Below are 14,600 nucleotides of genomic sequence, written 5' to 3' on the forward strand. Positions count from 1 at the left end.
ATGTTTTCTCTTTATATTGCAAGATGTATGCCAACTTCCCCTTTCTAGTATTCATCTCATTCTCTTAATATCGCGGCATAAAAAATAAGTCTATAAAGACTCATAAAGAGTCTTTATAGACTTATCCGTTTATACATTAGACTTTCCTTGTTTCCAAATAAACTCACTTGAATGAGAAATTAAATCTTCAACAGATTGTAACACTAAATCTGCAAGTGGTTCTAACGTTTGACGATTACCCGTACCAGATAGTACACCAATTGCATAGCAGTCGCCACCATTTTTCGCTAAATGTAAATCCGTCGGTGTATCCCCGACGACCGCTACTTCACATGTTTCTAAATTAAATCTCTCACAAAACGATTCTACAATTCTTTTATCTGGTTTCTGTGCCGGAAACGTATCTGAGGCTATGACACAATCAAAAAAGGGCTCTAATTGATACTGCTTTAAAAATAATTCTGTCGGCGCGAAATCATCAGCTGTAACGACACCTAGAATAAACCCTCTATCCTTTAACGCTTGTAAAACTTTCGGTAAATCTGCCGTCATTCTCATATGTGAACGATGCTCGTACATAAGAGCAAACAACTTTTCACTCACCCATTGATGCATCTCTTCTTCTCTAGATGATGCAATATACTTACAAAGCCCCTTGGCCACATCAAGACTCGTTCCAGCAGCGAGCGCACTACGCGGATGAACAAATGCTCCATCTACGCCAATCTCTTTTAATAAAGCCTGCTGCATTGATTCTGGTAATTGATATAAATTTATACATTCTGCAACAAGCCCTTCAGCTACTTTTATCCAAATTGAATGAAAATCCATTAATGTCCCATCTTTATCAAATAGTATTGCTTTTACCTTCTCCATAGCACCCTACCTCTCATTTCTTATCTCTTCTAGTGTATCAATAAAATATGGATATAAAATAAACGGATTGTAAAAATACCATGAAAATCAAACTAACTTCCAATTTACAATTCATCTGTATAAAGAGAAACTTTAATCAGCGAGGGAAGTCTTATTCTCGTAAAAGTAAAAAAGGATGCCTTTACAGGGCATCCTCTTGATGTTCAGGAACAAATAGTTCCAGACAATGATATATATTTTCAAATTCCATTGGTGCGTCTCCGCCATATTCACCATCTAAGTTGATCATTAATTTATCAGGGGAATGAACTTTAATACGATTCGCTTGTGTATATAGCACTTTTGGATTGTTAATATGTTCCCCACGTTGTGCTTGCGTTGCTGCTTTAATTAAATCAGCGATAGAACCTTTTTTCAGCACTAACAAATCAAATAACCCATCGTTTATAGATGCATATGGTGCTACCTTTTCAAATCCACCAACTGAACGAGTGTTTGTAATTAAAAACATCGTAATTTCTTCTTGTAGTAACTTCCCATCATACTCAATTTCAACATATGTTGGATGTAATGATGGTAACATTTCGATTCCTTTTAAATAGTAAGCAAGTTGGCCTAATACCGTTTTTAGCTTGCTTGGTACTTCATATGTTAATTCTGTAATACGGCCGCCACCAGCGATATTAATGAAATATGTATCATTCGCTCTACCAAGATCTAACGGTACCGTTGTTCCTTCACAAATAATATCCGCAGCCTCTTCAATAGCACGAGGTACACCGATCGCACGCGCAAAATCATTTGTCGTTCCAACTGGAATAATACCAAACTTTGGACGATGCTCATGTCCTACTAAACCGTTCACTACTTCATTTAATGTACCATCACCACCAGCTGCGATAACAACATCAAACTTACGATCAGCAGCTTGCCTCGCTGCCACAGTCGCATCTCCAGGACCAGTTGTCGCATGACAAGACGCTTCATATCCAGCTTGTTCTAATTTTTGTAATACTTCTGGTAAGCTCTTCTTAAATAGCTCGCGCCCAGAAGTAGGATTATAAATAATTCTTGCTCGCTTCATCATTTATTAGCACAGGAAATTCCTTATTCATTGAAAAACGAATACACCGAACCCTTATTCAGTATCCCTATGCCTACCTCCTCTCATCTTCCTATCCTTCTTTAATTCCGCTCAAACAGGCAGTAAGAACCCGATTCGTGTAGCCCATCAAAAGTAAATATTCACTCATGATGGTTTTGCTTTATTTAACCAAGAAATTTATCCCGCTATTTGCGGGCAGTAAAACTCCCACCTCAAAATTCGGCTGGGGCAAAGAAGTTAGGTTGGAGTCGGGCTGCCCGTAAATGCCCGATTGGTGAAGGCTAATAATCAGTGGGGGGATGAACAAAACCCCCACTGATTAAAGTTTCACTTTATGTCTATCCATTCTCTCACATCAATTTACATATAATGAATAATAATTATCTATTATTTCATGAGATGAAAAAACTCTCTATGTCTAGATTTATCATTATTCCCACCTTTTTGCAACTATCATACCATAGTTGCTATACAAACATTTTTTCACTTTTGACAGTTAATCAAACGTTTGTTTAAATTATTTTTCACCATTTAAACAAACGTTTGATTAACTCAGAAAAAACACCCAAATACGGGTGTTTTTTCTGTTTAATCTTTAAGAATCTATACTATGTTAGCGTTCAAAAATAAGAATTCCGCTCTTATTTTTAGCGCTTATTAATCTCTTCAAGTAAGATTTTGTTAACAAGCGGTGGATTTGCTTGTCCTTTTGTAGCTTTCATAATTTGACCAACTAAGAAGCCAATTGCACGGTCTTTACCGTTTTTAAAGTCTTCAATAGATTGCTCATTATTATCAAGAATTTCTGTTACAACTTTACGAAGTGTTCCTTCGTCAGAAATTTGAACAAGACCTTTCGCTTTAACGATTTCTTCTGGGTCTCCACCTTTTTCAATTAATTCATTAAATACTTTCTTCGCGATTTTAGAAGAAATTGTACCTTTTTCAATTAATTGAACCATTTTAGATAAACCAGCAGGCGTTAATGCAACGTCTTTTAATTCTTTTTGTTGTTTGTTTAAGTATGCAAGTACTTCACCCATTAACCAGTTTGATGTTAATTTCGCATCAGCACCGTCTGCAACAGTTGCTTCGAAGAAATCAGACATCTCTTTCGTCAATGTTAACACGTGTGCATCATAAGCTGGTAAGCCAATTTCTGCAACGTAGCGAGCTTTACGTGCATCTGGAAGTTCTGGAATAGAAGCACGAATTTCTTCTTTCCACTCATCATCGATGTAAAGTTCAACTAAATCTGGCTCTGGGAAGTAACGGTAATCGTCAGATCCTTCTTTTATGCGCATTAAGATTGTTTTCTTCGTTGCTTCATCATAACGACGTGTTTCTTGTTGGATGATACCACCAGATAATAATTCTTTCTCTTGGCGCACTTGCTCATGCTCAAGACCTTTTTGCACGTAATTGAAAGAGTTTAAGTTTTTCAGTTCTGCTTTTGTACCGAACTTCTCTTGTCCAACTGGACGAAGTGAAATATTCGCATCACAACGAAGAGAACCTTCTTCCATCTTACAATCAGATACACCTGTATATTGAATGATTGATTTTAACTTCTCTAAGTACGCATATGCTTCTTCTGGAGTACGCATATCTGGCTCAGATACGATCTCGATTAAAGGCATACCTTGACGGTTGTAGTCTACTAATGAACCTTCAGCTGTATGCGTTGATTTACCAGCATCTTCTTCTAAATGAAGACGTGTAATACCGATACGTTTCGTTTTACCGTCTACTTCGATTTCAATCCAACCATTTTCACCAATTGGCTTATCAAATTGAGAGATTTGGTAAGCTTTCGGATTATCTGGGTAGAAATAGTTTTTACGGTCGAACTTCGTTTCCGTTGCGATTTCACAGTTTAATGCCATTGCAGCTTTCATTGCAAAGTTAACTGCTTCCTTATTTAAAGTAGGAAGTACCCCTGGGTATCCTAAGTCAATTACACTTGTTTGTGTATTTGGCTCCGCTCCGAATTCTGTTGGACTCGCAGAGAAAATTTTCGAATTTGTTTTTAACTCAACGTGAAGCTCTAAACCAATAATTGTTTCTAAATTCATCTATGCTCGCCTCCTTACAAACTTGCTTTTTTTGTATGATAGTCAGTTGCTTGCTCAAACGCATGTGCAACGCGGTAAATTGTCGCTTCATCGAAGTGTTTACCAATGATTTGTAAACCAAGTGGCATGTTGTTAGCACCGAATCCACATGGAACAGAAATCGCTGGAACACCCGCTAAGTTTACTGGAATTGTTAAAATGTCATTTGCATACATTGTCATTGGATCGTCCACTTTTTCGCCCACTTTAAATGCCGGAGTTGGCGTTGTTGGTCCAATAATAACATCGTAGTTAGCAAATACATTTTCAAAGTCGTTCTTAATTAATGTACGTACTTGTTGTGCTTTTTTGTAATATGCATCATAGTAACCAGAGCTAAGCGCAAATGTACCAAGCATAATACGACGTTTTACTTCATCACCGAAACCTTCGCTACGTGTGTTTTTGTAAAGGTCTAATATATTATTTACATTATCAGAACGAACACCGTAACGTACGCCATCAAAGCGTGAAAGGTTAGCAGATGCTTCAGAAGAAGATAATAAGTAATACGTTGCTAGAGCGTATTTAGAGTGCGGAAGAGATACTTCCTCCCAAGTTGCGCCCATACCTTCTAACACTTTTAAAGCAGCTAGTACTGACTCACGAGCTTCTTCGCCAACACCTTCGCCTAAGTATTCTTTCGGTACAGCAATACGTAAACCTTTAACATCGCCTGTTAAACCAGCTAAGTAGTTTCCTACTTCAACGTTTGCAGAAGTTGCATCCATACGGTCAATACCTGAAATAGCTTGTAATAAGTATGCATTGTCTTCTACTGTACGTGTAATCGGTCCGATTTGGTCAAGTGAAGATGCGAATGCTACTAATCCGTAACGAGATACGCGTCCGTAAGTTGGTTTTAAGCCTACAACGCCGCAATATGCAGCTGGCTGACGGATAGAACCACCCGTATCAGAACCTAGAGAGAATAATACTTCTCCTGCTGCTACTGCTGCTGCAGAACCACCACTAGATCCGCCTGGAACGTAATCTAAGTTCCATGGATTTTTTGTAGCGTAGAAGCCTGAATTTTCATTTGAAGAACCCATTGCGAACTCGTCCATATTTAATTTACCGATTGTAACTGTGTCAGCAGCTTTTAGCTTTTGTACAACTGTCGCATCGTAAATTGGATCGAAGTTTGCTAACATTTTGCTCGCACAAGTTGTACGAAGACCGTTAGTTACAATGTTATCTTTTACACCGATTGGCATACCGAATAATAAACCATTATCCTCAGCACCAATCTTTGCATCTAATTCTTTCGCTTTCGCGCGTGCATTTTCTTCATCTAATGTAAGAAAAGCTTTTACGTTATCTTCAACATCCGAAATACGTTTGTAAGATTCTTCTACTAAATCCGTAACGGAAATTTCTTTGTTGTTTAACTTCTTATGTAACTCTGATACAGAATGATCAAATAATGACATCGAAATTCCCTCCTCTATTCTAATACTGCTGGAACACGGATTTGATTATCTTTGTGATCCGGTGCATTTTTTAATACTTCTTCTACTGGTAAACCTTTTTCTGGCACATCTTCACGCATAACATTTTTCATAGTTAATACATGAGTTGTTGGTTTTACATCAGTTGTATCTAATTCATTTAACTGTTCTGCAAATGTAACAATTGCATCTAGTTGTTTTTGAAATTTTTCTGCTTCTTGATCAGTAATTGCAAGACGTGCTAAATGTGCTACGTGCTTTACATTCTCAACGGAAATTCTTGACACGGCTAGGCCACCTCCATAATATATCGTTCAATCTACAATACTATTGATGATACCAAATTTCCAGTACTTCAAGCAAGTCAACACACGGCACTTACGGCATTTTTACATAAAAAAAGAAAGGCAAGTGCCTTTCTTTACAATTTACTCTTTGTCTAACGATTTATTTTTCGGAAATCTTTCATTATCTTCCTCATTATCACGAATTGTTTTTTGTAATACAAAACAAGACATCGTTAAAAATAATGTTCCTATTAAATAGTACCCTTTTACACTAAGCGTTTCATCTAACGTGTAAATCCCAATTAGCATTCCTGACAGCGCACAAACAAATGAAGTCCATGCTAAAAACGTGAACGCTTGCGTATTTCGTCTTCTCATCGTTCTCCCCCTCGTTAGCTGTACACCCATTATAGATAAATATATTTTTCACAATGGATTTTTATGTAAATTTTCTTTTTTCTATTTATTAATCTATCACAAAAAATTGCTATTTTGAAGATTATTTTCTTCCCAATCTGAAAAAACAGTTAAAATCATTGACATTTATTTCAATTCCACATAAAATAAAAACAAATATTACGAACCTCGAAATATACGGGAGTGGAAATAATTGTTGCAATATGAACATTTTTTAGACTTACTGCTAGATAACGCCAAGAAACTTTTCTATCCTGAAGAATGGGTAAGCCTTGATTTAACACTTTCCAAAACAGAAGTATTTTGTTTACTTTGGATGGAGCGAAATACAGATATTACAATGACAAAAATCGCTGATCTTCTTGATATACCAATGAGTACAACGACAGGCGTTGTAAATCGCCTTGTAAAAAAGGGCTATATTGAACGCTACCGTGATGAAAGCGATCGACGCATTGTATTAATTCGTTTAACAGAAAACGGCATAATGCTCGTTCAAGAAGTGAAACAAAATGCGGCCCATTACTTTAGCCTAGTGACGGAAGCATTGTCAGAAGAAGAAAAAGCATTCTTACTACAAATCTTCCAAAAGATCATGAATCACATTGCTACGTCACAGCAAAAAACAGAAGAAAAGGTTTCTACACCTAAAATGAAAAACATTCCGATTGAATAAAGCCCTAACTGGGTTTTTATTCAACCATTTACTTCGATACTCGTAATATTCGACATTCGAAACAAAGGGGATAAAATGATGAGAATTATTTTGTATACAGGTAAAGGCGGCGTAGGAAAAACTAGCATTTCAGCAGCAACAGCACTTCAAAGTGCAAAACAAGGATTAAAAACATTAGTAATGAGCACAGATCCTGCTCATAGTTTAGGAGATTCATTTAGTATAAAGCTATCTTCTGAACCATTAGAAATTCGCGAAAACTTATGGGCACAAGAGATTAATACGATTTATGAAATGGAAAAAGGCTGGGGGAAATTGCAGAAATATATTACACTACTCTTCACTTCCAAAGCAGCCGATGATATTACGACAGAAGAATTAACGATGTTCCCTGGTATGGAAGATTTAATTAGCTTACTTCGAGTACTCGATTACTATAAACACAACACTTACGACGTCATCATTATTGATTGCGCACCGACTGGAGAAACTTTAGCAATGCTCAGCTTTCCAGACATGCTCGGCTGGTGGATGGAAAAACTCTTTCCTATTAAAAGAAAAATTTTAAAAGTCGTTCGTCCTGTAGCTCAACCACTCCTTGGTGTCCCCCTTCCAACCGATGATATTATGGACGAATTAACAAATACACTTGAACAGCTTGGAGAAATGAGAGATATTTTATCAAACCGAGAGGTAACCAGCATTCGCGTTGTTGTAAATCCTGAAAAAATGGTCATTAAAGAAGCTCAGCGCAGCTTTACGTATTTAAACTTATACGATTATAACGTTGATGCCATTATGATTAACCGCATCATCCCTAACACTGTCACCGATCCTTATTTTCAGGCATGGAAAGATACACAAAAGAAATATAAAACATTAATTCAAGATAGTTTTCAGCCACTTCCTATTTACGAAGCTCCGATGTTTGAACAAGAAGTTGTTGGTTTGTCTATGTTAGAACGTGTAGGAGACGCTTTATTTAAATCTGACTCTTCTCCTACGGAAGTGAAATTTAACGGTCGCACACAATATGTAAAAAAAGATGGCGATGAGTATATTTTCGTTCTGTCCATTCCCTTCTCAAACAAAAGTGAACTTTCATTAAATCAAAAAGGTGATGAACTTATTATTCGAGCCGGTTCTGCGAAGCGAAATATCACCTTGCCAAAAACATTAACACACCTTTCTATTCAAGGAGCTAAGTTTGAAGATGATGTACTAAATATTCGGTTTGGAGGTGTAGTACATGCATGATGAACTACTAAGAAAGGTAATTCGTACAAAAATAAAATTCGGTATGCTTATATTAGAAGAGTTACCGAATCCGATTCAGCAATCAGCTAAGCAAATACTAAATATTTTACAAGAGGAGCTCTCCTCTTATGCGGAAGAACAACCGCAACCTGAGAGTAATTTAAAAAGCATCATAATTGAATAACTATACCCTTGTAGAAAGCCTTTTCTTATAGGCTTTCTATCCCTTTATTGGAGCTGATGTAAATTGATGAAAACATCTTCTGCAAGACATGTTACTACTCGTACAATCTGGCTAATCCCCTTTTTATTTTTCATTCATAACCTTGAAGAAGCTTTCCAGATGCCACAATATCTTGCTAATCATTTTTCAATTCATCTTATAACTAGCCAACAATTTTTCATTGCAATTTCCATATTAACAACCTTTGTCTTACTTATCGTCTTTCTATATCAACTAAATGTGTTATCTTCTATATACTGGATTATCTTTATACAAGGGGCTATCTTCTTCAACTCTGTTCAACATATTATTTTGTTTTTAATTTATCGCTCCTATAATCCCGGCTTAATATCAGCAGTTTTCATTACCCTCTTTTCTATTTTCTTTTTTTCATCCAAAAAACACTTAATTCATAAAAAACACTTCGTAATTACACTCATTTTCAGCTTATTTTCTTACCCCATTATAATTTGGATTACCTTACTATTCGCTAGCTGCTTTCATTAATAAAAAAAGACCAGGAAAACTCCTGGTCCATCACTCTACTTAACAAACATTGGATTCTATGTTATACAAAATTGGAAGGTACAGAATTAGGGTTTTGTTTGTTAAGTAGATTATATGTTGAACGAGCTAACAGCGGAGGGGTTCCTACTGTTAGTCGTTAAACCCAATAATTATTTTACGATTTTTGCAATCTCATCTAGTGAAAGATCTACTGAAATGGAACCACCATTTGTTTCTTTCTTAACTGCATCTGTTACTTCTTTTGAATGGTATAATTCAATTACTTTTTTCAGTGTTGGATCATCTTTGTCTTTCGTACGAGCTGCGAAAATATTAATATAGGCCTTTGCATTTTCATTCTTTGGATCTTCTAAGAAAATAGGATCCTTTGCTGGATCTAATCCAGCTTGACCAGCAACACCGTTATTAATAACTGAAGCCGCTACATCTTTTAACACACGAGGTGTTTGCTGTGCGATAACCGGTGTAATCTTTAGCTTCTTCGGATTTTCAGCAATGCCGCTTGGATCTCCAAATAGACCGAAATCTTTCTTAAGCTTTAATAATCCAGCTGCATCAAGAAGTTTTAATGCACGCGCTTGGTTCGTTGGATCATTTGGAATAGCAATTTCTGAACCATCTGGGATTTCATTTGCTTTCTTATATTTTTCAGAGTATAAGCCCATCGGTGCAATTTGCGTTGTACCAACAGCTGTAATATCTAACTTATGCTCCTTTTTAAATTGCTCTAAGAAAGCAATGTGCTGGAATGAGTTTAGTTCAATATCTCCATCAGCTAACGCTTTGTTGGGCGTTGTGTAATCAGAGAACTCAACCAGTTTAATTTTGATCCCTTCTTTTTCAGCTTTTTTCTTTAAGATTTCCCAAGCGTCTCCATCTGTTCCAGTTACACCTACGCGAACTACTTTCTCTTTCGCTCCTGCACCTGTGTCTCCACCTGAGCAGCCGCTTAAGGCTGTAATTCCTACAATCGCTGATAATGCAAATGCTAAAATTTTCTTCATTTTCTTTTCCCCTCTTCCTTTTTATGATCTGCGTAAAAAGACTTTCGCAAAGTAGTTTCCTAGATTTTGAGCTACCTGTACAAGAATAATAAGTAAAACGACCGTTACGAACATAACTGACGTATCAAAGCGTTGATAACCATATGTCATTGCTAAGTCACCAAGACCGCCACCACCGACAAGCCCAGCAACTGCAGAAAATTCAATTAAACCAACTGTCATAAACGTGACACCTAAGATTAATGGTGCTAAAGCTTCTGGCACTAGGATTTCAAAAACAATTCTAAGTGGTGAAGCGCCCATTGCTTGTGCTGCTTCAATTACCCCTTTCGGAACAGAAACAAGATTTGTTTCAACCATTCTAGCAATACCAATTGATGCAACTAACGTCATTGGGAAGATTGCTGCTGCCGTTCCAATCGTCGTTCCGATAACACTTCTTGTTATCGGACTTAGAGCTACTAAAAAGATAATGAATGGAACCGGACGAATTGTATTAATTACGATATTAAGAATAGAAAAGACCCATTTATTTTCTAAAAAGTTTCCTTTTCTCGTTACATATAAAAGTAAACCTAGGGGTATACCAAGAATTGTAGCAAATATAAGGGTTACAATTACCATTAAGAGGGTATCCCCTGTCGCATCTAATATGCGAGGCCAAAATATACTCCAATCAACTCGCATGAGCTTCTACCTCCTTCAGCTGCACTTGCAGTCTTAGATGTTGTAATGCTTTTTGAATTTCTTTCTGTTCACCTTGTAGTTCTACAAGAAGATTTCCAAATAGCACATTTTGGAGTTCAATAATATTTCCGTAAAGAACATTTACATCGACGTTATAATTTTTCGCAATATATGATAGTACAGGCTGCCCTGTCTCTTCCCCAGTAAAAGTCAGGCGATAAATCTGACCTCCGTTTTGAATTTTCGCTAGAACACTTTCTGGTAAGTGATCATTAATAACAGAGCGTACAAAATTTTGAGTTGTCTTTGTTTTTGGTTGTGTGAAAACATCAAACAGTTTTCCTTCTTCAATAACTTTTCCCTTCTCCATAACAGCTACACGATGACAAATTTCCTTCACAACATGCATTTCGTGTGTAATAAGTAGAATCGTTAAATTGTACTCTCTATTTACTTTCTTTAATAAGTTCAAAATCTCTGTCGTTGTTTCTGGATCTAAAGCTGATGTTGCCTCATCACATATGAGAATATCCGGTGATGTCGCAAGTGCTCTTGCAATCCCAACGCGCTGCTTTTGTCCACCTGATAACTGTTCTGGATAATAGTTCGCTTTATCTTCTAAACCAACAAACTTTAGTAGTTCATTCACTCTTTCTTTTATCTCATTCTTCGGCAATTTCGCTAACCTTAATGGATAAGCAATGTTCCCAAACACTGTTCTTGAATTAAATAGATTAAAGCTTTGAAAAATCATCCCAATTCTTTGTCTTAGTTTCCGTAACTCTTTCGCCGATAATGATGTAATTTCTTTATCATCTATTGAAATTGTTCCTGCAGTTGGTCTTTCTAACATATTTACTAAGCGTAATAACGTACTCTTTCCAGCACCACTAAATCCGATAATGCCAAAAATTTCTCCCTTTTCAACTGATAGCGTTACATCCTCCACCGCAGGAACAGATTGCCCACCTGATTCATATACTTTACTTACATTGTCAAAAGAAATCATTTTCTTCCCTCCTATATGCTGTAAAAACTTGAAGTAGAGCTTTCGAGGTAAAACAAAAAGTGCTCTCCTTCTTATCAGTAATAAAAGATAAGAAGGAGAGCACTTTTATATGTACTCATTCACATCTTCTCATCTTCCAAGCCTTTATAGGCTTGCTGGAGTTAGCACGGTATTAAAAAATCCGTTGCTGAGGTATCGTAGGGCCAGTCCCTCCACCTCTCTGGATAAGAGTGTATCGATTAAATTGTCGTTTAATTAAGTCTTATTATAGAACTCAGAATAATGAGAGTCAATACAATTTTTAGAAAAAATATTAATTATTTCTCTATTTAAATTTTTAAATAAAAAATCACAATACAATAGTAATTTTTATAGTTATGTAAAATCCTCCTCACTCATACTTTTAAAGAGGAGAATCTTCTCTACTAATTGAATAACAGTATTTCAATATGAATTCGGAGGAAGATAAATATATGAAAACAGCCCTTTTGCTCGTCGATATTCAAAATGATTATTTTCCAAATGGCAAGATGGAATTACGTAATCCAGTAGAAGCAAGTGAATATGCTGATCAGCTACTACAACACTTTAGAGTGAACAACGAACCTATTTTTCATATCCAACATGTAGCTATAAAAGATAGCGCTACTTTTTTCCTACCCAATACAGAAGGTGTCCATATTCACGAGAATGTCCGTCCGCTTAGAGAAGAAACTGTTATACTCAAACATTATCCAAATAGCTTCCGAGAAACTAATCTTCTAGAGCAATTACAACGTTTAGATATTGAGCACGTCGTCATATGCGGGATGATGACTCATATGTGTATTGATGCTACCGTAAGGGCTGCATTTGATTTTGGTTTTCGTTGTACCGTTATACATGATGCTTGTGCTACAAAAGATCTTTCCTTTAAGAATGCTACTATACCAGCTGTTTATATTCATAATACAATTTTGGCGAGTTTAAATGGAGTGTATGCAAATGTAATGAGTACAGAAGAATTTTTAACGACCTAAAAAAACACTCCTTTCAGTGAGCAAAACCGAAAGGAGTGTTTTTTTGTCTAACCATAGATTTTCTTTCAAATTGTATTATACAGGAAATCCTCAAAATGAATACTAAAAAATATGACTAATAAGTCAATTTTTCTCGTTGTTTTGTTTCTATTTTCATGTTTATCCCGATATTAATAGGGTTTAACTAATTCTAAAGAATACATAGTAATATTTGGTAACTATTTCTCGATTCAAATTAACTAGCTTCTATTATAGAGAATTTCTCAAAAAAAAAAGAGATCTTCACAAACTGTGAAGATCTCTTCTACTATTCCTTATAAAGTTTCAGAAGTAGTTTTTGCTTGCATGTGAAGTGCTAAGTAATCAGGGCCACCAGCTTTAGAGTCTGTACCAGACATGTTAAAGCCACCGAATGGTTGGTAACCTACGATTGCACCAGTACATCCACGGTTGAAGTATAAGTTACCAACGTGGAAGTCTTCACGCGCTTTTTCAATATGGTCACGGTTGTTAGTAAGAACTGCTCCCGTTAAACCGTATTCTGTATTGTTTGCAATTGCAAGTGCATGATCAAAGTCTTTTGCTTTACAGAATGCTACTACTGGTCCGAAGATTTCTTCTTTCATTAAACGAGCATCTTCTGCAACGTCAGCAACGATTGTTGGTTGGATGAACCAGCCTGTAGAATCGTCTCCTTCGCCACCTGATACGATTTTACCTTCTTCTTTACCAATTGCAACATAGCTCATTACTTTATCGAATGCAGCTTGGTCATTAACAGGTCCCATGTTGATATCTTTTGCATCTGGGTTACCTACTGTTAATTCTTTTGTTAATTCAACAGCACGATTTAATACGTGATCATATACATCTTCATGGATTACTGCACGAGAACATGCAGAACATTTTTGTCCTGAGAATCCGAATGCTGATGCAACGATAGATTTAGCTGCTAATTCAAGATCTGCTTCTTTATCAACAACGATTGTATCTTTACCGCCCATTTCAGCGATAACACGTTTTAACCAAATTTGTCCTGGGTTTACTTTTGCTGCACGTTCGTAAATACGAATACCTACATCACGAGATCCAGTGAAGCTAACGAAACGTGTACGAGGGTGATCTACTAAGTAATCACCAACTTCAGAACCATTACCTGGAACGAAGTTTACTACGCCAGCTGGTAAACCAGCTTCTTCTAATACTTCCATAAATTTCGCTGCTACTACAGGAGTTGTACTAGCTGGTTTTAGTAATACTGTGTTACCAGAAACTAAAGCAGCTGTTGTCATACCTGCCATAATTGCGAATGGGAAATTCCAAGGAGAAATGATAACACCTACTCCTAATGGAATGTAAGAGAAACGATTATATTCAATTGGACGGCTTTCTACTGGCATACCGTCTTTTAATTTCAACATTTGACGAGCATAATATTCCATAAAGTCGATTGCTTCTGCTGTATCAGCATCTGCCTCATTCCATGGTTTACCTGCTTCTTTTACAAGAATAGCAGAGAACTCATGTTTTCTACGACGAACGATTGCTGCAGCACGGAATAAAATGTCTGCACGCATTTCTGGTTTTGACTTTCTCCAAGTTTGGAATGTTGCATCCGCTACTTGCATTGCTTTTTCAGCTAATTCACGGCTTGCTTTTGAAACGCGACCAACAAGTTCCTCTTTATTTGCAGGGTTTACAGAAACAATTTTGTCTTCTGTAGTGATTTTTTCTCCCCCGATAATTAATGGATAGTCTTGTCCAAGATAAGATTCTACTTTCTTTAAACCCTCTTCAAACGCTAATTTGTTAGCCTCTACTGAAAAATCTGTAAATGGCTCATGTTTGTATGCTACTACCATTTTTTTAGCCTCCCCTTAGAAAAACGTTTACATTTTACAACATTATTCTACACGATAATTTAGATTTATTCAAATATTCCTAGAC

15 protein-coding genes and 1 riboswitch are annotated in these 14,600 nt (G+C 36.5%); of the genes, 5 read left to right on the forward strand and 10 right to left on the reverse strand.

All coding sequences use genetic code 11. The features are described 5' to 3' along the window. Nucleotides 1–129: 129 nt before the first annotated feature. From ACFWDE_RS22120 to ACFWDE_RS22145, 6 genes are all read right to left on the reverse strand, one after another. Nucleotides 130–876 (reverse strand): HAD family hydrolase, encoded by a 747-nt coding sequence (locus ACFWDE_RS22120; RefSeq protein ID WP_377894719.1) that lies wholly within the window; start codon nucleotides 874–876, stop codon nucleotides 130–132. Between the two features lie 181 nt (nucleotides 877–1,057). After that, the gene (locus ACFWDE_RS22125) at nucleotides 1,058–1,963 is read right to left on the reverse strand and encodes a diacylglycerol kinase (RefSeq protein ID WP_105586222.1); all 906 of its coding nucleotides are present in this window, start codon (nucleotides 1,961–1,963) and stop codon (nucleotides 1,058–1,060) included. A gap of 665 nt (nucleotides 1,964–2,628) precedes the next feature. Then, on the reverse strand, nucleotides 2,629–4,056 hold the full coding sequence (gene gatB / locus ACFWDE_RS22130) for an Asp-tRNA(Asn)/Glu-tRNA(Gln) amidotransferase subunit GatB (protein ID WP_377894721.1): 1,428 nt from the start codon (nucleotides 4,054–4,056) through the stop codon (nucleotides 2,629–2,631). A gap of 14 nt (nucleotides 4,057–4,070) precedes the next feature. Then, nucleotides 4,071–5,528 (reverse strand): Asp-tRNA(Asn)/Glu-tRNA(Gln) amidotransferase subunit GatA, encoded by a 1,458-nt coding sequence (gene gatA, locus ACFWDE_RS22135; RefSeq protein ID WP_377894723.1) that lies wholly within the window; start codon nucleotides 5,526–5,528, stop codon nucleotides 4,071–4,073. 14 nt (nucleotides 5,529–5,542) lie between these two features. After that, entirely contained in the window at nucleotides 5,543–5,833 is a 291-nt protein-coding gene (gene gatC / locus ACFWDE_RS22140) for an Asp-tRNA(Asn)/Glu-tRNA(Gln) amidotransferase subunit GatC (RefSeq protein ID WP_000086999.1), read from the reverse strand. Nucleotides 5,834–5,974: 141 nt separating this feature from the next. Continuing rightward, the gene (locus ACFWDE_RS22145) at nucleotides 5,975–6,211 is read right to left on the reverse strand and encodes a YiaA/YiaB family inner membrane protein (RefSeq protein WP_002029490.1); all 237 of its coding nucleotides are present in this window, start codon (nucleotides 6,209–6,211) and stop codon (nucleotides 5,975–5,977) included. Nucleotides 6,212–6,443: 232 nt separating this feature from the next. On the opposite strand from ACFWDE_RS22145, the gene ACFWDE_RS22150 reads away from it, so the two are divergent. From ACFWDE_RS22150 to ACFWDE_RS22165, 4 genes are all read left to right on the forward strand, one after another. Beyond that, nucleotides 6,444–6,926 (forward strand): MarR family winged helix-turn-helix transcriptional regulator, encoded by a 483-nt coding sequence (locus tag ACFWDE_RS22150; RefSeq protein ID WP_377894725.1) that lies wholly within the window; start codon nucleotides 6,444–6,446, stop codon nucleotides 6,924–6,926. Nucleotides 6,927–7,001: 75 nt separating this feature from the next. After that, nucleotides 7,002–8,183, forward strand: a complete 1,182-nt coding sequence (locus ACFWDE_RS22155) for an ArsA family ATPase (protein ID WP_377894727.1) — start codon at nucleotides 7,002–7,004, stop codon at nucleotides 8,181–8,183. Beyond that, nucleotides 8,176–8,367 (forward strand): DUF3926 domain-containing protein, encoded by a 192-nt coding sequence (locus ACFWDE_RS22160; protein ID WP_377894729.1) that lies wholly within the window; start codon nucleotides 8,176–8,178, stop codon nucleotides 8,365–8,367. The genes ACFWDE_RS22155 and ACFWDE_RS22160 overlap by 8 nt, the downstream gene beginning before the upstream one ends. Nucleotides 8,368–8,433: 66 nt before the next feature. Continuing rightward, a complete protein-coding gene (locus tag ACFWDE_RS22165) occupies nucleotides 8,434–8,913 on the forward strand; it encodes an HXXEE domain-containing protein (RefSeq protein WP_377894736.1) in 480 nt (159 codons plus the stop codon). 170 nt (nucleotides 8,914–9,083) lie between these two features. Here the strand turns inward: ACFWDE_RS22165 and ACFWDE_RS22170 are convergent, their stop codons facing one another. The 3 genes from ACFWDE_RS22170 to ACFWDE_RS22180 are packed head-to-tail and all read right to left on the reverse strand — an operon-like array spanning nucleotide 9,084 to nucleotide 11,634. Continuing rightward, the gene (locus ACFWDE_RS22170; RefSeq protein WP_377894730.1) at nucleotides 9,084–9,938 is read right to left on the reverse strand and encodes a MetQ/NlpA family ABC transporter substrate-binding protein; all 855 of its coding nucleotides are present in this window, start codon (nucleotides 9,936–9,938) and stop codon (nucleotides 9,084–9,086) included. A gap of 21 nt (nucleotides 9,939–9,959) precedes the next feature. Further along, nucleotides 9,960–10,625: a methionine ABC transporter permease gene (locus tag ACFWDE_RS22175; protein ID WP_002159487.1), complete on the reverse strand. Its 666-nt coding sequence runs from the start codon at nucleotides 10,623–10,625 to the stop codon at nucleotides 9,960–9,962. After that, nucleotides 10,615–11,634 (reverse strand): methionine ABC transporter ATP-binding protein, encoded by a 1,020-nt coding sequence (locus ACFWDE_RS22180; protein ID WP_377894732.1) that lies wholly within the window; start codon nucleotides 11,632–11,634, stop codon nucleotides 10,615–10,617. The genes ACFWDE_RS22175 and ACFWDE_RS22180 overlap by 11 nt, the downstream gene beginning before the upstream one ends. Nucleotides 11,635–11,760: 126 nt before the next feature. Next, nucleotides 11,761–11,865: riboswitch (SAM riboswitch) on the reverse strand. A 218-nt stretch (nucleotides 11,866–12,083) separates the two neighbouring features. Between ACFWDE_RS22180 and ACFWDE_RS22185 the strand changes: the two genes are divergently transcribed. After that, nucleotides 12,084–12,653, forward strand: coding sequence for a cysteine hydrolase family protein (locus tag ACFWDE_RS22185; protein ID WP_377894734.1), 570 nt, complete (start codon nucleotides 12,084–12,086; stop codon nucleotides 12,651–12,653). Nucleotides 12,654–12,967: 314 nt separating this feature from the next. Here the strand turns inward: ACFWDE_RS22185 and pruA are convergent, their stop codons facing one another. After that, nucleotides 12,968–14,515, reverse strand: a complete 1,548-nt coding sequence (gene pruA / locus ACFWDE_RS22190) for an L-glutamate gamma-semialdehyde dehydrogenase (RefSeq protein WP_377894735.1) — start codon at nucleotides 14,513–14,515, stop codon at nucleotides 12,968–12,970. Nucleotides 14,516–14,600 lie beyond the last annotated feature (85 nt).

The organism is Bacillus sp. NPDC060175, assembly GCF_042728695.1.
Lineage (GTDB): Bacteria > Bacillota > Bacilli > Bacillales > Bacillaceae_G > Bacillus_A.

What these genes read in the sequence shown, in the direction of transcription:
- ACFWDE_RS22120 (WP_377894719.1), bottom strand. Translation starts at nt 876, where the DNA reads ATGGAGAAGGTAAAAGCAATACTATTTGATAAAGATGGGACATTAATG.
- ACFWDE_RS22125 (WP_105586222.1), bottom strand. Translation starts at nt 1,963, where the DNA reads ATGATGAAGCGAGCAAGAATTATTTATAATCCTACTTCTGGGCGCGAG.
- gatB (WP_377894721.1), bottom strand. Translation starts at nt 4,056, where the DNA reads ATGAATTTAGAAACAATTATTGGTTTAGAGCTTCACGTTGAGTTAAAA.
- gatA (WP_377894723.1), bottom strand. Translation starts at nt 5,528, where the DNA reads ATGTCATTATTTGATCATTCTGTATCAGAGTTACATAAGAAGTTAAAC.
- ACFWDE_RS22145 (WP_002029490.1), bottom strand. Translation starts at nt 6,211, where the DNA reads ATGAGAAGACGAAATACGCAAGCGTTCACGTTTTTAGCATGGACTTCA.
- ACFWDE_RS22155 (WP_377894727.1), top strand. Translation starts at nt 7,002, where the DNA reads ATGATGAGAATTATTTTGTATACAGGTAAAGGCGGCGTAGGAAAAACT.
- ACFWDE_RS22160 (WP_377894729.1), top strand. Translation starts at nt 8,176, where the DNA reads ATGCATGATGAACTACTAAGAAAGGTAATTCGTACAAAAATAAAATTC.
- ACFWDE_RS22165 (WP_377894736.1), top strand. Translation starts at nt 8,434, where the DNA reads ATGAAAACATCTTCTGCAAGACATGTTACTACTCGTACAATCTGGCTA.
- ACFWDE_RS22170 (WP_377894730.1), bottom strand. Translation starts at nt 9,938, where the DNA reads ATGAAGAAAATTTTAGCATTTGCATTATCAGCGATTGTAGGAATTACA.
- ACFWDE_RS22175 (WP_002159487.1), bottom strand. Translation starts at nt 10,625, where the DNA reads ATGCGAGTTGATTGGAGTATATTTTGGCCTCGCATATTAGATGCGACA.
- ACFWDE_RS22180 (WP_377894732.1), bottom strand. Translation starts at nt 11,634, where the DNA reads ATGATTTCTTTTGACAATGTAAGTAAAGTATATGAATCAGGTGGGCAA.
- ACFWDE_RS22185 (WP_377894734.1), top strand. Translation starts at nt 12,084, where the DNA reads ATGAATTCGGAGGAAGATAAATATATGAAAACAGCCCTTTTGCTCGTC.
- pruA (WP_377894735.1), bottom strand. Translation starts at nt 14,515, where the DNA reads ATGGTAGTAGCATACAAACATGAGCCATTTACAGATTTTTCAGTAGAG.